The organism is Dapis brunnea BLCC-M229, assembly GCF_050015995.1.
Lineage (GTDB): Bacteria > Cyanobacteriota > Cyanobacteriia > Cyanobacteriales > Microcoleaceae > Trichodesmium.
The window spans coordinates 22,181-43,715 of record NZ_JBNHEP010000005.1; the positions used below are offsets into that span (position 1 = coordinate 22,181).

Genomic DNA, 21,535 nt, shown 5'->3' on the forward strand with positions numbered 1-21,535 from the left:
ACAGCATTTTTCAGATTGATGAATCATATCATTACAAGCAAAACTCTCTAGGGGTGAATGGTAATTCACCCCTATTGCGCTCTACCAATAGCTGATATAAAATCAGGATAATTAGTAAATCCAAGTCATTGCGACTGGAACGAAGTGGAAGGAAGCAATCTCAGGGTTATAGGAGATTGCTTCCTATCGTCGCAATGACGACTATTTTACCGGATTCTATATGACAGCTAAATGCTGTTTCGGAGTATTCCGTCAGGAAAAGTTGATAGCTAGTTAACCAATAGCAGTTTGATTAGATGATAACAGCCATTTTTGTAATCCATTAATCAATGCTTGGGTGTGATGATAAGCTGACATATTACCTCGATCGCAAAAACACTTTGCAGCAGCTTGTAAATCTTGAATTGCTGCTTGATAAAGTCCAGACTCTTGACGCAATAACCCTCGGTTTAAATATGCTTGAGCTTCATGGGGGTTAAGTTTTAGAGTTTTACTAAAGTCTGCCATTGCTCCTTCAATGTTTCCCATCTTGCTACAAACACAACCTCTGTTATAATAAGCTCTAGAGTTGCCAGCATCCATATAAATAGCATAACTAAAATCTGACTTTGCTTTGTGCATATTTTTTGACATTAAATATGCTAGACCCCTTTCATTATAAATATCTGCTTGATTAAAAGTAGCATCTTGCTGAGTATTTGCTAAAATTAAGTTATAGTCTCCTATTGCTTCCTGATAATTATTCAGTTCAAAATTAGCTAATCCTCGGTTATATAAAGCACGAAAATCATTATGGTTGTGGTTAAGCACTTGAGTATATTCTGCAATTGCCTGTTGGTAATTACCGATTTCGTAGTAAGCTAAACCTAGGTTGAGATTTGCTTCTATATTTTCTGGATTAATTTTTATTGCTTCGGTGCAGTCAGCGATCGCTGCCTCATATTTTCCCCATTGCAGATAAACTAAACATCTATTACTATAAGCACTAGCAAAGTTAGAATTAAATTCTATTGCTTTGGTAAAGTTTTCAACTGCTTGCTCATAGTTTTTGTTTTCAGTATTAGCTATACCTTTGGTAAAGACTTTTTTAGCATTACCGATGTCTGAGTTAGCAGTTGCAATTTTCATCGGTGGCGAGAATGAAAAACATAAGACTGTAACGACTATACTAATACTGAGTAGAAATCGATAAAAGCTATTCATTTGTCACCGTATATATTTACTTCAAATACTAATATTGGGGCGAATATATAGAGCTATAGATTCGATATTTTCTCTAGCTCTAATTTTCACCCCAACTATCAAGGAATATATTATCAAGATGAGAAAGATTTCATTTGTAAAGTTGGAAACTTTTCTCTCCTATCTTTTCCTAATTTGATATTAATTATTTCCAGCCGTTTTCAGCTTGATCTAGAACATAAGCTGAAACATCTGCAATGGAAGTTTCTCCAAGCCTTTTGAAATTTGGCATAGCATTCTTACCATTTGTTACCTGAGTGATAATTTTATCTGCACTAAACATACCCCATTTTTCTAAATCTGCTTTACTTAGAGTCTTTGTTGGGTTAATGCTATTCTTACCTCCAATATGGCAAGCTGCACAGTTGCCTGTGAATATCTGCTTTCCATGAGCTACATCGGCAGCTAAAGCTGGAGGTTGTACCGCAACAACAACAAACGCTATGGCCAATAGTACAATTGATAGTAATTTTTTCATTTGTTCTCCTCTCTCAACACAAATACAGAAGATTATTAAATCTGCGTTCCTTATTCTGAATTAAGTGAGGCATTACGTCAAACGACAGCCTGTCAAACATAAAAATTAAATTAATGATTATCAAAGAGTTTTTAATGCTACATTTTTCATTTGTACTAAAATTTTAAGGTTACTTATTAATGGTAAAAATAATTATCCTCTCCCTAAAATACTTAACTTTTAGAGAGAGGAATATTTAATATTTATCAATTTAAATCTTAATTATTTAAGGGTTTGACAATTTCCCTTAAGTATTAAATATCTCCAAAAATTATATCTGCCTTTTCTTAAAATATTGTCAGGACGTCCGATGGAACGTCCCTACAGTTTTTTTGCAAATAACTATTTTTGACACTCCACGGACGAAAGTCGCGTGGATTCTTCAGAGGAGCTGTAAATCTGGCTGAAGCCACGATTTCCACATTGCCAGCACCTTACCGTGGTAGGAATGCAGCAGCAGCTCACTAGGCGGTGTCAATTGCCACTACTCTCTCCGGTCAAAGACCATTGAGGCTACTTTTTTTAGTTATTGGTTGATTCACTCGCTCTGAGGTACAACGTGCTGACTAACGGCTAGAAACAGAGTGCTGACAAGAAGCACCGAGCCATCTTTTCGATTAACTACCATTTAACTGAAGCGTCCATTAGCTATCGGGCTTTCACCAGGATTCAGAGGTTTTCGTGTCTTTAAATAATTAATTATAACACATTTTTTTGACTACGGGTTAAAACCAGTCGGGTCGTTTTCATCCAGCCGTTAAAACTGGCTGGTTTCCAACTTCCCGAAAATTTACGATGATTAGGCGAAGATAGAGATATTTTTGTCATCGTTAAATAGCAATAAACTAATATCAACCCAACTTGCTTTAGGCTTGTGATGTATTAGTTAAATTCTGCTATTATTTTACAATTAGATGGCCAACCATACCTGCACCACGGTGAGGAGTACAGAAGAACTCATAATCACCAGACTTTGCATCTGCTGGAATATTTACATCAAAGCTTTCTCCAGCTTGAAATGCCAATTGTTTATGGGAAAGTGATTTTGACAGTTCTGAATCTGGTGATTTAGCAGGATTAAACATTACATTATGAGGTGCAAGCATACCGTTTTTAAATGTAACTGTATCACCAGGCTTAACAGTTACTTTCTGAGGACCAAATGCTAGTCCACCAGCACCCATTGTTACTGTATAGTTTGCTGCTTCTGCTGGACTAGAAAATACTAGGCTACCGATAACTAGCATAACTACGGAAGCTAGTAGTGCTATAGACTTAGAAAGTGAAGATATAAAACGCATCTTTAACTCCTGTTTTTTTAGATTATTCTGCATCCAGAGATAATTATACATTAATAAGACAGATTGTCATACTTAAATAATTTACCAGAAGAACAGGGAATTTTGAACTAGGCCAAGCAAAAATTGAAAAATCAAAAATTATGAGTCCTCTACCAAATCACCGTCCACAACAAATGTCCCTTGGGCCTCTGGAAACAGAAATTTTGAATATTGTTTGGGATTTAGGTTGTGCCACAGTAAAACAGGTACATGAACATATTCTGGCTGACCCTGACCGAGAGTTGGCTTATACTTCAGTAACAACAGTGCTACGTCGCCTGACTCAAAAAGGTTGGTTGGTCTGTGATGAAAGTAGCCGTGCTTTTGTGTGGCGACCTTTGATTTCTAGTCGAGAAGCTCAAATGTTGAAAGCGCACCAACAATTAAATCAATTTCTGGCAGTAGGAAATCCTGATGTAGTGGCCGCTTTTGCCGATAGTTTAGACTCTGCTAGTATAGAACAAATAGAGGCGATCGCCCAGAAGCTAAAAGCTATACGCAAAGCTAGGGAGGAGGAAAAATAATGCACCTAATTATTATATTTTTGGCTCTAGGTTTAGCTTATGTTCTAAGATGTGTAGATTTTTTTATTTCTCCTCATTGGTTAGTCCGTTGGCAGCGCTCTTTACTATTATTTATTTCTCCGCCCCTACTGTTAATCGCAACGGCCATTGCCGTGATTTGTATGGGGCTTGAAGGAGAAATGCTGGGATTCTCAACTGGATGGGTTAGTTATGTATTGGCCTGGGGTTTTTGCGGATGGACGGCTATTTTGGGTTTGGTTTTAGGCTATCAAGGTTGGCGGTCTGTGCAAAAGGTGAATGATTATCCTCAATTAAATATTAAAGGTAAATCTGTATTTTTACTTGATAATCCAATTTTATTTAGTGCTCAAATAGGCTTTTGGAATTCTAAGTTAGTAGTTAGTAAAGGACTTGTAGAAAGATTAAATTCCGAGCAACTTTATGCAGTGTTAAATCACGAACAAGCTCATTATTATTATCGAGATACTTTTTGGTTTTTCTGGTTAGGTTGGTTGGGGAAAATAGTTCCTTTTTTACCAAATACTGAAGTTTTGTGGCATGAACTTTTGACTCTGCGAGAAATTCGTGCCGACCAGTGGGCAAAAAAACAAGTGGATGGGTTATTGTTGGCGGAGACTTTGTTATTAATGGTGAGCGATCGCTTCACTGAACCAACTAATTTTTATGCAGCATTTAGTTGTACGACTCCCCCTAACCGTTTAACAGAAAGAATTGATGCCCTATTAGCAGAACCAGATTTTTCTATGCAGCAAAATAATTACTGGTTTTGGAGTTGGATATTGTTGAATTTTTTACCTTTAATCACTATGTTCTTTCATCAGTAAAAGTAGGAATGAATAATGAATAATGAATAATTAAAAAGCGTACATCTACTCATAAACTCTCTGATTAATTATCAATGCGACCACGAGTGATAATAATTAATTATTATTTGTTAATTATACCAATTCCCAAAAGCATTGCTATACTTATGTCGCACTTCAGTTATTAAGTGATTAACACAAGTCGAATCACTTTTTGGCTCTTTATTAGCCCAGTTAATGTTTATTATTCTTAATGTTTACTCCTCCTAACACTCCCAACACTCCCCACACTCCCCACACTTCCCCACCCAATCAGATATAACATTCTTTTTGAGAAATGGCATTATTCAGAAGGGGTAATTATTAATTATTAATTATTAATTGTTCATTGTTAATTGCTGAATTATGCCACACTTTGCGCTCTGCACAACCATTTTTTGTACACCTTTTCGCTTACTGCACTTTGAGCTGTAAATTGTAAATACCTGAGCGAGTAGCACTATATTTGGTGGGCTAAAGCGATATCTATTGACAAAGACTTAAATTTAGGTATAGAGTGGAAAGATGCGGTTGGCTTAACCGTCAATGCCTGTGGATGAGTAACCGCCGACGGCCTCAGTAGAAGCAGGAAGTAAACATCAATTTGTCGCATCGATGTGACGCTTTGTATCAGTTTTATGAAGCAGTATCTCGAAAGTATGAATATGTAAGTGCTTAGGCAAAATTAATTACCTAATTTTATTCCCTGTAATTTCTACAGCATCAGCTTTTTAGCTTTAGAGTATGTGTAATTAATTTTGCATGACTACTTAACCACCAATGATGGTTTGACATCAAAGTAAGTAGGTAGGCGTTAAAACTTGTCGCTTAAACTCAACTATTTGGGTTGTAGAGCGTGACTATGTGGTTCATCTACCTAAAAACCGCTATAAACTAATAGACTTTTTCAGCAAACTCCAATAAGTAATGATATATCTACGCCACAGCTAATAATTTTTGGGGTCTTTTCTGATGCTGTAAACTGTACATATGTTCAAACAATTTCCAACAGTATTCTTCTGAAAGTCCACAAGTTATAGCTCCTCGAAGTACAACGTTAAAATACCAATCATTAGGAGCTAGTTCCTGAGGTAATTTATCTACAACTACATAGGTACTAACTTCACTATATAATTTACCTTGACAAGATACTTTAACTTTTTCTGGTCGATAACCACCGCAGTGAATTTGTTTAACAAAATCGAACTTTACAGTCTCTCTTTCATCTAGGCGATCGCGCAACCTCAAAGGTAAATTATAAAGCACTCCTTCTACAGTAGAATTTGGGCTTTTTACTACATCTAATGCTCCACAATTACGCTTTTCGGAATAACGATAGAACCCAAGTTTATATCCTTTAAGTTTAGCTGGGCCAATAACATAGGCATGAGTATTTTCACCCAAAGTTCGTTTTAAATCAACAGGACACATACAGGAACCATAGGCAAAGTAGTAAAACTTTTTCTCTGTAGAAATTAGGTTGTTCATCTTAATCTTTTGGAGAATCTGAGTTAGTATATCTTTGAATTCCAGAAAAATTTAACTGGAATATTTACCGAATAATTAATAATTATTCAGGTTAAAAGCTTCATCTAATAGGGAAAAAAAGTGCTAGGATATTTCCTTATACATATTCGGTTACGGTTTTAACCAGAGGTAATTATCCATTATCCATTAACGAAGCCAAGCTATGCCTAAAAAAAATCACATCTTTTAAGCTTCGCTCAAGTAATACTTAGATATTGGGTGCATCTCAGATATGCGATGAGTATAAATACTCAATCAAAACCATCAGGCACGACAGGCAGAAGTTGCCGGGAGCGCAATAGTTACCAAGTAATACCCCTAATCTTCTCAGATATTGTTGTGCTTATCTCAATGGGGCTCTTACCGCTTAATTTCTCTAAGTATTTTTACCCATTGCCTAATTGAGATGCACCCTAGATATTCTTGTTAGTAATAAATCTTAACTTTTACTATCTGCAACTTCTGTAGGTAAACAAACAGTAAAAGTAGAACCTAAAGCAACTTTACTATCAACGGTAATATTGCCACCCATCATTTGACAAAAACGTTGACTAATTGCTAATCCTAAACCAATTCCGTCGTATTGACGAGTAGTTGATTCATCAGATTGGGTAAAGGGTCTAAACAAATACTTAATTTGATCTAAACTCATACCGACACCATTATCAGTTACACAGAGCACAATATTATCTTTTTGACGACTTACTCTTAAATTAATTTCACCTTGATGTGTAAACTTAGCAGAATTACTAAGTAGATTAGATATAATTTGTTGCACTTTGATTGGGTCTGCATACATAATACCAATATCTTCGACTCCTTCTACTTTCAGAATATTGCCATTTTTAACTACTAAAGGTTCCACTGATTTGACTACATTTTTTATTAAAGATGATAAATTAAAATCTTCTAAATATAACTTCATTTTATTAGCTTCTATTTTGGAAATATCGATAATTTCTTGAATCATTTTTAATAACTTCTGACTTTCCAAACGAATTCTGTTCAAGTCATTAATTAAATCTCGATCGCCCAAGTCATTAATTTCTTCATGTAATAAATCGCTATAACCAATAATGGCATTTAAAGGTGTTTTTAATTCGTGACTAATATTAGCTAAAAATCTACTTTTTGCTTGGTTTGCTGCTTCTGCAGCTTCTTTTGCTAACTCTAGTTCTAATTGTGTATGTCGCCGTTCGGTAATATCACGAAATGTGGAAACTACTGCTTCTATATTTTCTTCTTGATCGACCACTGGACTAATAATATATTCATAATCTATTTCCCCTTTTATAGTGGGAAAACATCCTTCTGATTTGACATATTTACCAGTAGTAAAAACTTTTTTTGTTTGTTCATAGAACTGTTGAATAATTTCTTGTGAAAAACCCAGCTCTGTTGCTGTTTTACCAATCATATCATTAGGCTTCATGCCTAGAGATTCTGCTCCAATTCGACTTACATAAGTATATTTTCCCGAGGGGTCAAAAAGATAAATTGGATCTACAGAGGCATTGAGAATACTATCAACTGTTCTCGCGTGTTGTGATAGTTCATTAGCCATTTTCTCTGCCATTTCATTAGCCTGAGTTTTGGCATTAATTTCAATTTTGAGCTGTTCATTTAGTTGTTTTAAACAAAGAGTACGTTCTGCTACTCTATTTTCCAGCTCTTCATTAACGTTGGCTAACAATGTTTGAAGTTCTTTACGATAATTGATATTTGTAGATATACTACCAATTGCATAGAGAGAACCATCTAAATTATAAAGTGGAAATTTGGTAGAAATATAAGAGTTATATCCATTTTTATCGGGTAAAATTTCTTCCACTGTTAAGCATCTGTTTGCTTCTGTAACTATTTGATTTATGTAACTAAAATTTTCTGCAATTTCTCTGGCAAAAAAATCATAGTTAGTTTTGCCAATAACTTGTTCTTTTTCCAGATTAAACGTTTTTCTAAAATGACGATTTATTAAAATGTATTTTCCTTGTATGTCTTGAATATAAATAATTGCTTTAGACTTTTCTACAATTGCTGACAAAATTGCTTGATTCTTTTCTAGTTCTACATTTTTCTCTTGAATTATTTGAAGCTCTCGCTGTAATTTATGGTTAATATTTTGGAGCTCTTTGACTTTTTCTCCTTGATTTTTAAAAATATAAAATGTTTTCTCCAATAACTGATTAATCAATGGGAAAAATATGATTGAGATGATTATTGACAGGATCAACATTGTGATTTTCAATCTTAGTTTTTCAAAGATATCTTGGCTTAGTTTTAACTATTAATACCAAATTTTAAAAAGATAGTTATAGTGAAAATAGGTAGTAGAGAGTAAGGACTAGAAAATAGAGAAAACCTTTGCTCTTGAATTTTCCTGTATTGCCAAACCAACCTCCCTTACCTGCTAAAAAAAGTTAATGTAAAAGTATTTTGGGAAACTAGTATAATCCCAATTGAAGAAGTCAGAAGTTAAATTTATAATTCGGGATTATCACCATCAACTAAAATCATGCCCATGTTTTATATATTGTGCTAGCTATTCATCCCTTCATCAAATATTAGTATCCCGATCGTCTTTTTAGATGGGTACTTCTGCCGACATTTTTGCTAAATATAAAGAATGTTAGAGGTGCGATGTTCATTAATGGATAATGGATAATGGATAATTACCTCTGGTTAAAACCGCAACGGAATTGAATATAAGGAAATATTATTTCTTTCTCTTGGTCGATTGGATATGCCGAGGTTTCCTCGGCATCCCATCCTACGGACTGCTCCGCAAACGACCGCTTTTACCCCTATGGGGGGAGGCTTTGAACCAAGGTATTTAATTAACAATTAATAATTATTAATTATTCGGTAATAGGGAAAAGGAAACAGAAGTTGGCAGCAAATATTTACTCAAATTCTCTAATTTACTTGAAATTAGATGGAAGATAACAGATATAGCAGTTGCCCTAAATCAAAATTAGGATTAAAAAAAACTAAAAAATTTTTTAACATATTTATTAACTCTTAACTCGGTAACTCCTTAATTTGTTATCAAGATAATTGGCTCTAAAAGCTTGCCTCTTGCTCTCGGAACCAAAAACTTTTTCCATAGACTCTAATTACCAATGGATAATTGATATATTAATCCCCAAAGGTTTAAAGCCTCTCCTAATAATTAATAATTAATTATTAATAATTGATAATTGATAATTGATAATTGGGGAAAGCGTTCCACAAAGCTTTCCGTTTGTCATGCTCCGCAAAGGCAATTCAAGTCGCGTAGCGTTTCATGTCGGCGACAGCCAAAAACAAAAATAATTATCGATTATCCATTGTTCATTATCAATTCTTAAAGAGGTCATTATCCATTATTCATTATCCATTATTCATTATCCATTATCCATTAATGAATAAAATAATAGTCTCTATTTGTTTTGAACAATCTAACACAATATCTAAAAAGTTTAGTCCCACAACCGACGACCAGATGTACCCTTAAATCTCTGATGGGTATCTTTCAACAAACTTGGTATATGCAATTTTTCCGGACATCTTGGTAAACACTCGCCACATTCAGTACATCGGTTACCTTTCTTACCAGGAAACCAATGACCAGCATTTTCAAACATCCCGTATCGGTATTTACCGAACCTTGTCATATTATAAGCTATACCTAAATTCCTTAATCTCAGGACTTCTGGAATATTAATATCTTCTGGACATGGTAAACAAGCATAACATTGGCTACATTTCTCCGTTCCCAAGCGCTGTAAAGCCTCGGTTTCCAAACGCTCAAATATTTTTGTTTCCTCACAAGTTAAAGCTTCTGTGCGATCGCCCATGTTTAAAGGCCATTCTAATTCTTCTGGCCTAGCAGCACCCACACTTAAAGTTGTAATTCTAGGGTCACTTAATAAAAATCGATAATTTAATTCCAGTGGAGAAAAAGGCTGACACAAGTTCTGAAGAGTAGGAGGTGGTGTGTATAACTGCCCACCTTTATCTGCCGGAGAAATAATAAAAATGCCCATATCTTTTTGGTGGGCTAACTCCACTGCGGGAGCATGACGTTGGAAAAAGTAGTAGTAATGTAAATTAATAAATTGAAAAAAGTCTGTATTAATGGCCGCTAAGATTACCTCTAAAGGCCCATGAGTTGAGAAACCAATATTTTTGACTCGGCCATCATCTATCACCTTCTGAAGCGCTCTAATGCCATGATGAATAATTTCTAAATGTTCCCAAGTATTAATGCCATGAATAGCTAGAAAGTCTAAATAGTCTATATTTAGATTTTCCAATGATTCATCTATAGAACTTTCTATCAGACTGACATCTTTTGTCGGTGTAATTTTTGTTGTTATATAAAGTTGGGCACGCTGCAACCCAGATACCAAGGCTGTACCCAGATACTTTTCACTTTTACCATAACCTCTAGCTGTTTCAATATGGTTGATACCCATATCCACAGCTTTCTGTATTGTTTTCACAGCATTTTCCTCAGATACCAAATATCGCATAGTGCCCAAGGAAAACACTGAGAGGTTTAAGTTCGTTTTGCCAAACCTGCGGTAATGCACCTGTATATTTTAGTTTTTAGTTATAGTTAATTAGCGATCGCTCTGAAAACCTATAATGAATTATGATAGTGGTTGACCTGTAAGTTCAGTACATAAAACCACCTAGAATTTGACTAAGATAGAAAGGGAGCAGACGAAAACTGATAACCGATAGCTCATACTAACCTTGGCCAAGCATCTCAAATAGGCTGTTCAAATTTTCAGCGAAATCAATCTTTTTTTGACTTTTGATTTTTTACTTTTTACTTCCCTGAAACAGTATCAAGATAGTCCACCAGTGCTAGATCCACCACGTTTGATTAAATCTTCAGGGCGAAGTTTTGACACAAAATCCCGAAATGCTTGCCTTTCAGCCTCATCTGCATCTCGGTCTACAGGGATAGAAGCATCTGCTACCACTTCTTCCATCACCCAAATGGGGCTATTTGTGCGGAGGGCAATAGAGATGGCATCACTGGGGCGGGCATCAATTTCTTTTTTAGTTTCCCCTTGCTTCACAATTAGCACTGCATAGAATGTGTTATCTTGCAATGAGTGAATCACCACTTTTTCCAGAACCCCACTCAGTGATTCTAGAATACTGACCGTAAGGTCGTGAGTCAATGGACGTGGTGGCTGATGGTTTTCCAGAGCGCTAATAATTGCTTTGGCCTGATCTTGACCTATATAGATAGGCAAGGCACGCCGCTCTGTACTATCTCTTAACAATACAATTGGATTGCGTGTTGCTGCATCCAATGCTATTCCAGCGACTTTCATTTCAATCATCGACTCGGCCTCATTTTATAATTATTTTTGTCAAACTTTATAGGATATAAAAGATTATAGGTAAGGAACAACTGGATTTTAATCTGGCTTGATATTTACCTATATTAATTATTTTTACATTTATTTATTATGTTTGATCTTTTCGGAGTATGGTTCTACTTTAACTAATAGTTCACCATGATGATATAGACAACCTAACCTCAAAGGTAGTATTGGTGTAACTATTCATAAAATTTAACTAAACTTTAATTAATTAATCAGAGGAAAAACAGTGTTTACAGGATTAATTCAAGCTTTAGGAAAAATTAAGCTTTTAGCAGAAAGCCAAATTTTAGTCTCTCTGGAATCATCTACTAATAGCCAAATCATCTTAGAAGGTTTGGCCATTGGTGATAGTGTAGCTGTAGACGGTGTTTGTCTAACAGTAATAGATATTTTAGCTCAAGGATTTGTGGCGATCGTATCACCTGAGACCTTACAACGTAGTACCCTAGGCCAACTATCAGATAGGTATGTTAATCTTGAAACTTCATTAAGAGCAGGCAGCAAGCTGGGAGGCCATTTTGTCACAGGTCATATTGATGGGGTTGGATGCTTACAAACCTCTATTGAAACTATTAATGCCTGGGAAATGAAATTTACAGCGCCACAGACAACAGATGAAAGGTGGGAACGTCAGGTTGCGCCGTACATTGTACCGAAAGGGAGTATAGCTGTAAATGGTATCAGTTTAACTGTGGCTGATTGTGATGTGGATGGCAACTGGTTTCAAGTAGCAGTTATTCCCCACAGTTTTAATGAAACAAATCTGAGTCATTTAAAACCAGGTAGTTTAGTAAATATTGAAGCAGATATTCTCGGTAAATATGTAGCTAAATTTCTGCGTCATGGGTCTAATAATTATTCTGTTTTACCACCAGCTTTAGAAGACAATTCTACTGTCAGTAATTTAAAGGATATTACACCAGAATTTTTGATGGAAAACGGTTTTATTTAATTTTATTTAAAAAGAAGGAACATTTTTTTTGTGGTAAAGTCAAGGACAGCAAAATTAGTTTAACTTAAAGGAAATTATGCCATTTTTTGAAAGTGAATATCTACTGGAAAACCCTAATGTTGCAGCAGCAGTTAATAGTGGTTTGCTCGCTTCTGGTTTCGACCATTATCTCCAGTTTGGCGCGTTTGAACAACGAGCTGCTGCTTTTACTGGTACCACTGGCAATGACTTTCTTCCTGAATTACCCGTGGGTATACCAGGAGGAGAAATAGACTTGATCGGAGTACCTGTCACTTTAGACGCTCAAGGCGATCGCATTTATCAAACAGGTATTACAGGTGATGGGGGTGGTGGTTTTGACACCTTGGTTGGGGGAAATGCCACTGATATTTTTATCTTAGGTGAATCTGGTCAAGATTTCTACAATGGTATAGATAGTAACGTTCGGATTAGTAACTTTGACCTCAATGTTGACATTATTCAGTTAGGTAAAGAAAATAATTCATTTATTAGAAATTACTCCATTGGTTTTGCACCAGGAGAAACAGACGCTTCCATTATTGCTCGTAGCACTACAGGAACAACATTAGCGGTAGTTGAGAATGTGGTCGATCCTGTTACTAACGAGCTACTTTTGAACGACAGTAACTTCCGCTTTGGTTCCCAAGAACCTCCAACTGGTGAACCTCTACCTCTAGAAGTATCTTTTGTCGAAGCCGAATATTTAGCAAATAATCCTGCTGTTGCTGAAGCTGTCAATAATGGGTTTATTAGTTCTGGTTTAGAACATTATCTCAACTTTGGTATTAATGAAAGTCGTGCTGCTGTTTTTAGTGGAACAAGTGGCAGCGATATTGTTAGACCTGTGGGAGCAGAAAATAATTTTGTGGAAATAACAGGAGTTGCAGTAGATTATTTTTTTGAAAGAGACTACCGTAGTGATGGTCTAGGTGAATTCGATCGCCTATTTGGTACTCCTGGAGTAAATGAGTTTATTCTAGGAACTACTACAGTTATAGTTCCTGCTCTAATACCAACAGCTGTACCTTTCTATTTAGGTGAGGGTGAGGCAAGAATAGTAGACTTTAACCAATTCGAGGGTGATTCTATTGAGCTATTTAAGAGTTCAATAGATAATATTCAGGTTTTCCCATCAGGTAATGATTTAATTATTGAGTATCAATCTCTAGAAAATAATGCTATTGAGGTAGATACTGTTGCTATAATTGAGGGTGGAGCTAATTTAAACTTAACTCAAAATATTGAAACAATTGATGATTTCTTTGGAATAGATAGAGTTATTTTGTTCTAGAACCGTTTTTGCTGCCATACTTAATAAATACAAAACTTATATCATGTCCGGATGAACAGTTATAAATAATTAGGGAGTCCTCAGGAGACAGGAGTCAGGAGAAAAGAATGTATCTGTTTTGATAGCGCTCTGATCCGGACATGGTATTATATAGAATCCGGTTATATAATATATGTTGATAATTCTATAATTACTTCAATCTCCCCATCTTCCCATCTCCCCATCTCCCCATCTCCCCCAATCATATAATATAGCAATCAGGAATCAGATGTGAGAATTGAGGTGTTCCTTAAAAGGATAGAATATAGCAGTTATCTTATGAATAAGATACATTTTCTTCTTCCCAGTTAAGTGTTAAGTGTTTCCTATTCCCTGTTCCCTATTCCCTGTTCCCTATTCCCTGTTCCCTGTTCCCTAAAAGTCTCCAATATCTCACAACTCAAATCATATTGCTATAAGTATTCAACCAGATTTGTATTACGCACGACCGCTGTTTATGGTGTATTTTTGGCGATAATTTCAGATATTTCCCATACAATTAATACCTTTGCATAAGTCCTGAAATAGTAAAAACAGGAAATAGGGGAATAATATCATGTTCGGATAATTACTTATAATAAAGTTTTTGTTTGTAGTTGGGATTCAGTCCTTGCAATACTTAATATTGGGGCTAAAGCAAAACTACGAAGCCTTATTATAACTGTTCTAGCGAACATGATATAATACAGCGCTTTTCAGATTGATGAACCACATCATCACAACCAAAACCTTGTAGGGACTTTCCATGGAACGTCCCTAATATGGTTTACCCAAATGAAAACCGCTATAAGCAAAAATTCCCCTGCTCAAAAGAAGCTATTTTTTTATAAAAAATTCAATGAATATTTTTCTTGAGACAGAAAGATTAATTTTACGACAGTTTACTGAAGCTGATGCAGAATTATTATTTCAATTAGATAGTGACCCAGAAGTAACTAGATTCACAAAATTAGGCGATCGCTCAGGAACACCGACTTCATATAATGAGATTAAAAATGAATTTTTACCTAAAGTTCTCAGATATTACCAACAATATCCTGGTTATGGTTTTTGGGCAGCTATTGAAAAGTTAAGTAATAAATTTATTGGTTGGTTTCATTTTCGACCAGGTTTAGATAGTTATATGGGAGCAACTTTGTACCAAGTTGATGATATTGAACTTGGTTATCGGTTACAAAGAAAAATGTGGGGAAAAGGATATGCAACAGAAGGTTCAAAAGCTTTAATTCGGAAAGGTTTTTTAGAGTTGGAAACACAACAAGTAGTTGCTAGTGCTTTATTAACAAATAAAGCATCTATTAGAGTTATGGAAAAAGTAGGATTAAAATTTGAGAGAAATTTTGTTTATTCAAAGTCTCAGCAAGCAGGTGTAAAATATACTTTGAGTAAAGATGATTTTAACTTGACAATTTTTTGAATTCAAAACTACTCAATTAAAAGTTCAAAATTTTTGGCTCCTTCCTGAATTTTAATAATTGTTTAATTAAGGATGCAAGCCTCGTTCGTACCTAACGAAAAAATCAAAAATATTTTCCTGATTTCAATCCTCTGAATATTCAATTCCGTAACGGTTAAAACCCGAGGTAATTATCAATTATCCATTATCCATTAATGAATTCTCTTTACTTTTAATCAAAAACAATTAAATAATTATGTAATAGCTATTATCCTCAAAAATAATCTAGTAAATTAAAGTCTGAAAACTAATGATTGAAAATAAATATGAGTAATACTAATTCTACAGAACTACCACTCTGGGTACAAGATAGAGAACAAGTCATTACTAATGATGAAGGAGTGGAATGGCGAGACGGAACACGACCAGACTATTCTCACAATGATCGAGTTTTTCAACAAGAAAGAAAATATCATCATCCAGAAGGATCTTTAGAGGCTATCGCTCATAACTTAGTCAGAACTTTTGAGATGGAAGCATCTAATAAAACTAATCCTCAACAGTGGTTATCTGTTGTTGCCGATAAATTTCGGATGAGTAGTAATGGAGGTAAAGAATACAGTGCTCAAGAAACAGCAGAACAAGGAACATATAATCTTTTTATTGATAAAAATAAAGATTATAATCCTGAAGAAGAAACTTTTGAATCATCCTTTGAAGTTTTTCATACAGCTTTTCCTGATGGGTTTCTTTGGGAAGTAATGGAAGTTCTTTCTGGACCGCCAAATGTTACTTTTAAATGGCGGCATTGGGGAACTTTTCAGGGTAATTTTAAAGAGTATCAACCCACTGGTGAAACTATTGAAATAATTGGGATGAGTATTGCTAGATTAACTGAAGATTTAAAGATTTTGTCTTTGGAACATTATTTCGATAATAGTAAATTTATCAAAGATTTAACTGCTGGCAGTTGCCCATTTCATAGTCAAAAATAACAACATTATCTAAAAAAAAGCACCAGTAGCTTCAATATATCTATCGGTATAATTTCCGAACAATTAGTGTGGTGAATATAATTTAAGGGACTTCCAAATAAAAAATTATCCCATTAGCTATGAAAATAAGGGAGTAGGGAGTAAGGAGTAGGGAAGAAATTCAAAAAGTAAGGGGGTAGGGAGTAAGCAGTCAGGATATAGTACAAAAATAGAGTACAAAAATTGGGATAATTTATTTTCTGCTATTCGCTAAGTAATTAACTACTTCCTACACATCTACTTTTCTCCTTTCTTCGCTCTTGTAGGGGAAATTCATGTTTACGGAGCATGACAAAAGAAAATTGCTCCTACTTCCCTAATTATTTATAAATATTCAATCAGAGATTATAATACCAAGCATGAAAAAAGAATTTTACAAATAGTTTCAAACTTTAGATGTGAAATAATTTCCTGAAATTACTACAGCGTCAAAGTTTTGAGCCTATAAAATCTTAATGCATTGACTTTTGACTTCCGTGAAACGGTATAACTATGCCTAGTCCTGACTATTCCCAACAAGCCCAGCAATACGCTCTCAGAGAACTAAATAATACAGACTACCTTGCCTTTCGGACTGTTGCAGAACACCGTTTGCTGAGAGACTCCTTTGTTCTCGATATTGGCTGCGGTACTGGACGTTCAAGCCGTTTTTTGAAAGCCTTGGGGAATCACGTTGTGGGTGCAGACATCAGTCCAGAGATGATGGCACAGGCTAGGATAGCAGATCCAAAAGGTGACTACCATCTTCTCAAATCCAGCCAGCTTTTGCCTTTTGTGGATGGATATTTTCAGGCTTTTTTTTCAAGCTGGATGTTACTGGAAATTGGCAACCTGATCGATCTCGATTTAATTGTACGAGAGATGGCTCGAATTATCTGCCCATCTGGCGTTGGTATAATAGTTACTAACACAGAGGAATTTTACCAGGGAAATTGGTTATCTTGCCTAGTAGATTTTCCAGAGAATAAGCCACCGCTCCATTCGGGGCAACAGGTTAAGGCTCGCTTGCTTCCGGAAAACATTGATGTAACTGATTATTTTTGGAGTGATAACGACTACAAAATGGCGTTTTTACAAGCTGGTTTGAGGGTAAAACAGGAATTTAGACCTCTGGGAAATAGCTCAGATCCACTTCATTGGAAAGATGAGATGAAGATAGCTCCCTATGTTATTTATCAATTGGAGAAAAGTCTTTAATTAGTAGATTTTTCTGAGCAAAGCGATAATTTGTGAAAGTAAACAATATGAGAACTGAAGATTAAAAAATGGAACATCCCTATAACCTACATTCCGCACGACAAAATGTAGCATGAAAAACGGAGACAGGAGACAGGAGACAGGAGACAGGAGGCAATCAAAGTGGTCAATAGGAGTAAGTAATTGAGTATTTATGCTTAATATTTTCCTGAGAATCTGACTCCTGAGAAAGGTCAATGAATAGGATTTATAGAGTATAAATACGAACCCGCGCTACCATTTTTTATACTACTTTTAATATTACAACTTGACGTGCGGAATATGGGCTATAAGCGTTATGGTTTTGACTTGAGGTAATTTACTAAGAAACTGTTTGAGAAGTACTGCATGGAACCGATGAATCTTAAAAACCTAACCCCCCTGCCCCCCTTCCCTACGAGGGAATGGGGGTTAATAAGCCTCTCTCCTACAAGGAGAGAGGTTTTTATGAGTTTACAAACAACTTCTAAAAACTGCTGTAATAATAACTTGATTTTTGAATGAAGATTTAGGTAAGGCGATCGCTTCTTGGTCACAATTAGAAGCATAATTATGTCAGATATTTCTACCTAAAACTGTGTTATTCTTAGTTATTAGTTGCAATTAGCTTAAAATTTAACTTTTCTAGGAGTAGTATGACTCAAGAAAAATACAGAATTCTCAGCCTAGATGGCGGTGGTATCCGTGGAGTTTTATCCGCAAGACTTCTCAAGGAAGTAGAAGACATTCTAGCAAAAAAAGGCCACAAATTACATACATATTTTGACTTTGTTGCTGGCACATCTACTGGCTCAATTCTGGCTGCGGGTATTGCTTGTCAGAAAAGTGCTCAACAGATGATCGAACTCTACGAGAAGCAGGGAAAAAATATTTTCCTCGACAGTGTGCGTCAGCAAAGGAAATGGAGAGGGATTAGCCAACTTTTTGGAGATAGAATTCAGCAATTTTTGACTAAACCTTGGGGAATTAAGGTGTTATATCCCAATGGAGATGAAGATCAGGGTTTAGCTAAAGTATTAAAGGAGGAATTAGGGGATCGGAAGTTGAGGGAGATCGAGGCACCTCATATTCTGATTCCTGCTTATGATGTTTATAGCCGAAACACAACTTGGTTTTGCAATAATTCTCCTGATGAGGATGAATCATGGTATGACAACATTGAGCTATGGAAAATATGTGCTGCTTCAGCATCAGCTCCAACATTTTTTCCCCCTTATAAACTTCCCTATTATCCAGATAAAAATCCAGATCAAAATAAAAACCAACATCTTCCGCACATTGATGGTGGAGTATCAGCTAATAACCCAGCATTAATTGCAATCGCTCGCGCCTTAGAACTTAATCAAGAATTGAACTTGAGCAATATTGCCGTACTCTCTATTGGAACTGGTAAGACAACTCGCCCCTACAAACATGAAGAGATCGAAAAGTGGGGACTCGCAAGTTGGGCTAAGAATATATCTAATATATTTATGGACCCTTCTGCAATAAATTCAGAAGAGATTTGCAGGCGAATAGTGAGAATTCAAGGGGGCAGTTACCTACGTTTGAATTTCGATCTAAACACACACCTCAAAGGAGAGCGCAAAGAAAATCACCTGCGAGAGTTACTAGATAAAAAGGATGCCTACAACGAATTTATGAAAACATATGTCAGTGAAGAAATAGACGATCCTAGTAAATGTAACGAGCTAATAAAAGCAGCTGAATGCTACCTTGAGAAAGGCAAAGTCTACGAGTACAAATATAAAGAAAAGAAAGATGTGTTTACTGGAGTTAAAGAGGCAATTGAAGACTTTATTAATACTAATCCTAAGCCTATTTCTAATCCTAATTAAGTCTTCAGCTATTAACAAATATATTAGTTCCGGTGAATAATTCCTACCTTTCAAGAGGATGAAATTAAGAGCGATCGCTTTTGACAAAAATTTGAAAACTGAATTATCATTAAAGATAGTCAACAGAGCGATCGCTCTCTACTATCAATAAAAACTATGACAACGACCAATACCGAATATAAATATGTACATCTCGACGAAAAAAACGTCCCTATTATTACAGGAAGTACGATGAAAGTAGTCGAGTTAATTACCTCAGTTAAAGCTTACAGTTGGACGCCAGAAGAATTGCACGAAAACTATCCTCATTTGAGGATGAGTCAAATTTATTCTGCTCTAGCTTATTATTGGGATAATCAAGCAGAAATAGATGCAGATATGGAAAAGCGTTATGAGTATGTAGAAAAATTACGCCAAGAAGCAGGAGAGTCGCCGTTTGTCAAGAGACTGAAGGCAGAGGGAGTGATTCAGTGAGTATAGCTCTGTATATGGATAAAATGTAGCTCGACAAATTACTGAAGGGTTGCGTCAGCGGGGGATAGATGTATTGACAGTTCAAGAAGATGGTCTATCTGGAGAAGCATATCCGACAGTATTTAATCGCGCTACTCAACTTCAGCGTGTCTTGTTTACTCAAGATGATGATTTTCTTGCTGAAGGTAGTCGCCGTCAAGCTGAGAGTGTAAGTTTTTCTGGAGTTATCTATGCTTACCAATGGCGGGTTTCCATTGGTAAATGTGTACAAGACTTGGAAATAATTGCTAAAGCTTCTTTTCCTGAAGAGCTTGCCGATCGGGTTATCTACTTGCCTTTGTAATATTAGAAGATGATAACTAAAGAAAAAATATGAAACTTAAAAATTATTTTTATGGTTTTGTTACCGCATTAGTAATAGTATTAGCAACCAACTACCTACTGACTGCTAATGCTAATACCCCACTATTTCAAAATTCTGTCTTTGACAATTCTATTGCTCAAGTACCAAATAATCCTAAATTTGCCATACCTATTGAATGTAACTTAGATAAAGACTGCTTTATTTTATTGTATAGCGATCGCGACCCTAGTCCAAAAGCAGTAGATTTTGGTTGCGGTAGGCAAACTTACGACGGTCATAAAGGAACTGACTTTGCCATATCTGATGAAAAAATTATGGCGAAAGGTGTGGCGGTAGAAGCGGTTGCTCCTGGGAAAGTGCTACGAGTGCGAGATGGAATACCCGATCGCCGAATCAAAAATCAAGCCGATCGGGATGCGGTGAAGAATATTGAATGTGGTAACGGAATGGTTATAGATCATGGTAATGGTTGGGAAACTCAATATTGCCATCTCCGCAACGGTAGTGTTGTTGTGAAACCAGGAACAGTTGTTAAAGCAGGTACTGAACTGGGAATGGTGGGAGAGTCTGGTTTAGCTTCCTTTCCTCATGTACATTTGAGCTTTCGATATCAGGGAGAAATTGTCGATCCATTTGTGGGACCGAATGCTAAGAGTGGTTGTAATACTGCTCGTAATTCAATTTGGCAGCAACCTTTGAGTTATAAACCCACTGGTTTTATTCGGAGTGGGTTTGCTGCTGCGGCACCAACTATGGATGATTTGTGGTCTGGGAAATTTTACGACACAGTTTTACCAGGAAATAGTGCTGCATTAATATTTTGGGTGCAAATTTATGGGGTGTTGCCTGGGGATAAAGAACATTATCAATTATTTGCTCCTAATGGCGAGCGAGTAATAGATAATAAAAAGGAAATTAAATCTGCGAAAAAGACATGGATGGGATATGTGGGAAAACGCAATAATTCTCAGTCTCTTGCTAAGGGAAAATGGAGGGGTGAGTATAGTTTGATGCGAGGTGATAAAGTATTGGTAAATGTGAGCAAAGAGGTTCAATTTAATTGAAGAAACAAGATTTATTTTTCTTGATGCTTGACTTTTTTGGTCATGGGATAATTAATTACTGATATCATGTCCGGATGATTAGCGATAAAAAAGTTTTTGTTTGTAGTAGGGCTTTAGCCCCAAGTATAGATAGCGCTAAAGCCCTACTACGAACTTTAATTATAACTATTTAACCAGACATAATATGGGGTCATATATTATAGCACTACGCATTATGGTTAGGAAACTTATAAATGTTCAAACTCAGTCATAAGATTTTTTTTACTTTTGCATGATTGACTTGATCTTGCGCGTGCGCTACACTATGTTCCTAAATTCAAAGTTAAATCGTAAGTGATTAACCAAACATAAAATTTCCAAAATCTTCCTTTAACTCCCCCGGCGGGAAGTCCCGCGCTCTCCCGTAGGGGAGCGTCGGGATGA

General features: G+C 35.8%; 18 protein-coding genes. 11 read left to right on the forward strand and 7 right to left on the reverse strand.

Annotated elements, in window-relative coordinates; all coding sequences use genetic code 11:
* Positions 1–273: 273 nt before the first annotated feature.
* The 3 genes from ACP6PM_RS00735 to petE all read right to left on the reverse strand — a co-directional run bounded on the left by ACP6PM_RS00735 (position 274) and on the right by petE (position 3,060).
* Positions 274–1,128, reverse strand: coding sequence for a tetratricopeptide repeat protein (locus ACP6PM_RS00735; RefSeq protein WP_426580919.1), 855 nt, complete (start codon positions 1,126–1,128; stop codon positions 274–276).
* A 259-nt stretch (positions 1,129–1,387) separates the two neighbouring features.
* On the reverse strand, positions 1,388–1,720 hold the full coding sequence (gene petJ / locus ACP6PM_RS00740) for a cytochrome c6 PetJ (RefSeq protein ID WP_426580921.1): 333 nt from the start codon (positions 1,718–1,720) through the stop codon (positions 1,388–1,390).
* 938 nt (positions 1,721–2,658) lie between these two features.
* Positions 2,659–3,060: a plastocyanin gene (gene petE, locus ACP6PM_RS00745; RefSeq protein WP_426580923.1), complete on the reverse strand. Its 402-nt coding sequence runs from the start codon at positions 3,058–3,060 to the stop codon at positions 2,659–2,661.
* A gap of 140 nt (positions 3,061–3,200) precedes the next feature.
* Between petE and ACP6PM_RS00750 the strand changes: the two genes are divergently transcribed.
* Both ACP6PM_RS00750 and ACP6PM_RS00755 read left to right on the forward strand, forming a co-directional pair.
* Positions 3,201–3,623 (forward strand): BlaI/MecI/CopY family transcriptional regulator, encoded by a 423-nt coding sequence (locus tag ACP6PM_RS00750; RefSeq protein ID WP_426580925.1) that lies wholly within the window; start codon positions 3,201–3,203, stop codon positions 3,621–3,623.
* Positions 3,623–4,468 carry a M56 family metallopeptidase gene (locus ACP6PM_RS00755; protein WP_426580927.1) on the forward strand — a complete coding sequence of 282 codons (846 nt, stop codon included), beginning with the start codon at positions 3,623–3,625 and terminating at the stop codon, positions 4,466–4,468. The genes ACP6PM_RS00750 and ACP6PM_RS00755 overlap by 1 nt, the downstream gene beginning before the upstream one ends.
* A gap of 954 nt (positions 4,469–5,422) precedes the next feature.
* On the opposite strand, the gene ACP6PM_RS00760 is transcribed toward ACP6PM_RS00755, so the two are convergent.
* The 4 genes from ACP6PM_RS00760 to ACP6PM_RS00775 all read right to left on the reverse strand — a co-directional run bounded on the left by ACP6PM_RS00760 (position 5,423) and on the right by ACP6PM_RS00775 (position 11,358).
* Positions 5,423–5,974, reverse strand: coding sequence for a gamma-glutamylcyclotransferase (locus ACP6PM_RS00760; RefSeq protein WP_426580928.1), 552 nt, complete (start codon positions 5,972–5,974; stop codon positions 5,423–5,425).
* Positions 5,975–6,452: 478 nt separating this feature from the next.
* Positions 6,453–8,249 (reverse strand): PAS domain-containing sensor histidine kinase, encoded by a 1,797-nt coding sequence (locus tag ACP6PM_RS00765; protein ID WP_426580930.1) that lies wholly within the window; start codon positions 8,247–8,249, stop codon positions 6,453–6,455.
* 1,225 nt (positions 8,250–9,474) lie between these two features.
* Positions 9,475–10,590 carry an aldo/keto reductase gene (locus ACP6PM_RS00770; protein WP_426580932.1) on the reverse strand — a complete coding sequence of 372 codons (1,116 nt, stop codon included), beginning with the start codon at positions 10,588–10,590 and terminating at the stop codon, positions 9,475–9,477.
* Positions 10,591–10,851: 261 nt separating this feature from the next.
* Entirely contained in the window at positions 10,852–11,358 is a 507-nt protein-coding gene (locus ACP6PM_RS00775; RefSeq protein WP_426580934.1) for a bifunctional nuclease family protein, read from the reverse strand.
* A 271-nt stretch (positions 11,359–11,629) separates the two neighbouring features.
* Here ACP6PM_RS00775 and ribE point away from each other — a divergent pair, with 271 nt between their 5' ends.
* From ribE to ACP6PM_RS00820, 9 genes are all read left to right on the forward strand, one after another.
* A complete protein-coding gene (ribE, locus tag ACP6PM_RS00780; protein WP_426580936.1) occupies positions 11,630–12,355 on the forward strand; it encodes a riboflavin synthase in 726 nt (241 codons plus the stop codon).
* A 76-nt stretch (positions 12,356–12,431) separates the two neighbouring features.
* Positions 12,432–13,667, forward strand: a complete 1,236-nt coding sequence (locus ACP6PM_RS00785; protein WP_426580938.1) for a hypothetical protein — start codon at positions 12,432–12,434, stop codon at positions 13,665–13,667.
* 877 nt (positions 13,668–14,544) lie between these two features.
* Positions 14,545–15,123 carry a GNAT family N-acetyltransferase gene (locus tag ACP6PM_RS00790; protein ID WP_426580940.1) on the forward strand — a complete coding sequence of 193 codons (579 nt, stop codon included), beginning with the start codon at positions 14,545–14,547 and terminating at the stop codon, positions 15,121–15,123.
* Positions 15,124–15,428: 305 nt separating this feature from the next.
* The gene (locus tag ACP6PM_RS00795) at positions 15,429–16,097 is read left to right on the forward strand and encodes an ester cyclase (protein ID WP_426580942.1); all 669 of its coding nucleotides are present in this window, start codon (positions 15,429–15,431) and stop codon (positions 16,095–16,097) included.
* Positions 16,098–16,628: 531 nt separating this feature from the next.
* Positions 16,629–17,333 (forward strand): class I SAM-dependent methyltransferase, encoded by a 705-nt coding sequence (locus tag ACP6PM_RS00800; protein ID WP_426580944.1) that lies wholly within the window; start codon positions 16,629–16,631, stop codon positions 17,331–17,333.
* Positions 17,334–18,007: 674 nt separating this feature from the next.
* Entirely contained in the window at positions 18,008–19,210 is a 1,203-nt protein-coding gene (locus tag ACP6PM_RS00805) for a patatin-like phospholipase family protein (RefSeq protein WP_426580946.1), read from the forward strand.
* A gap of 156 nt (positions 19,211–19,366) precedes the next feature.
* On the forward strand, positions 19,367–19,684 hold the full coding sequence (locus ACP6PM_RS00810; protein WP_426580948.1) for a DUF433 domain-containing protein: 318 nt from the start codon (positions 19,367–19,369) through the stop codon (positions 19,682–19,684).
* Between the two features lie 73 nt (positions 19,685–19,757).
* Positions 19,758–20,027 (forward strand): DUF5615 family PIN-like protein, encoded by a 270-nt coding sequence (locus ACP6PM_RS00815; protein WP_426580950.1) that lies wholly within the window; start codon positions 19,758–19,760, stop codon positions 20,025–20,027.
* Between the two features lie 29 nt (positions 20,028–20,056).
* A complete protein-coding gene (locus ACP6PM_RS00820; protein ID WP_426580951.1) occupies positions 20,057–21,112 on the forward strand; it encodes a M23 family metallopeptidase in 1,056 nt (351 codons plus the stop codon).
* Positions 21,113–21,535 lie beyond the last annotated feature (423 nt).

What these genes read in the sequence shown, in the direction of transcription:
- ACP6PM_RS00775 (WP_426580934.1), bottom strand. Translation starts at nt 11,358, where the DNA reads ATGATTGAAATGAAAGTCGCTGGAATAGCATTGGATGCAGCAACACGC.
- ACP6PM_RS00790 (WP_426580940.1), top strand. Translation starts at nt 14,545, where the DNA reads ATGAATATTTTTCTTGAGACAGAAAGATTAATTTTACGACAGTTTACT.
- ACP6PM_RS00795 (WP_426580942.1), top strand. Translation starts at nt 15,429, where the DNA reads ATGAGTAATACTAATTCTACAGAACTACCACTCTGGGTACAAGATAGA.
- ACP6PM_RS00765 (WP_426580930.1), bottom strand. Translation starts at nt 8,249, where the DNA reads ATGTTGATCCTGTCAATAATCATCTCAATCATATTTTTCCCATTGATT.
- ACP6PM_RS00760 (WP_426580928.1), bottom strand. Translation starts at nt 5,974, where the DNA reads ATGAACAACCTAATTTCTACAGAGAAAAAGTTTTACTACTTTGCCTAT.
- ACP6PM_RS00735 (WP_426580919.1), bottom strand. Translation starts at nt 1,128, where the DNA reads ATGAAAATTGCAACTGCTAACTCAGACATCGGTAATGCTAAAAAAGTC.
- ACP6PM_RS00820 (WP_426580951.1), top strand. Translation starts at nt 20,057, where the DNA reads ATGAAACTTAAAAATTATTTTTATGGTTTTGTTACCGCATTAGTAATA.
- ACP6PM_RS00755 (WP_426580927.1), top strand. Translation starts at nt 3,623, where the DNA reads ATGCACCTAATTATTATATTTTTGGCTCTAGGTTTAGCTTATGTTCTA.
- ACP6PM_RS00750 (WP_426580925.1), top strand. Translation starts at nt 3,201, where the DNA reads ATGAGTCCTCTACCAAATCACCGTCCACAACAAATGTCCCTTGGGCCT.
- ACP6PM_RS00800 (WP_426580944.1), top strand. Translation starts at nt 16,629, where the DNA reads ATGCCTAGTCCTGACTATTCCCAACAAGCCCAGCAATACGCTCTCAGA.
- ACP6PM_RS00785 (WP_426580938.1), top strand. Translation starts at nt 12,432, where the DNA reads ATGCCATTTTTTGAAAGTGAATATCTACTGGAAAACCCTAATGTTGCA.
- ACP6PM_RS00810 (WP_426580948.1), top strand. Translation starts at nt 19,367, where the DNA reads ATGACAACGACCAATACCGAATATAAATATGTACATCTCGACGAAAAA.
- ACP6PM_RS00805 (WP_426580946.1), top strand. Translation starts at nt 18,008, where the DNA reads ATGACTCAAGAAAAATACAGAATTCTCAGCCTAGATGGCGGTGGTATC.
- petE (WP_426580923.1), bottom strand. Translation starts at nt 3,060, where the DNA reads ATGCGTTTTATATCTTCACTTTCTAAGTCTATAGCACTACTAGCTTCC.
- petJ (WP_426580921.1), bottom strand. Translation starts at nt 1,720, where the DNA reads ATGAAAAAATTACTATCAATTGTACTATTGGCCATAGCGTTTGTTGTT.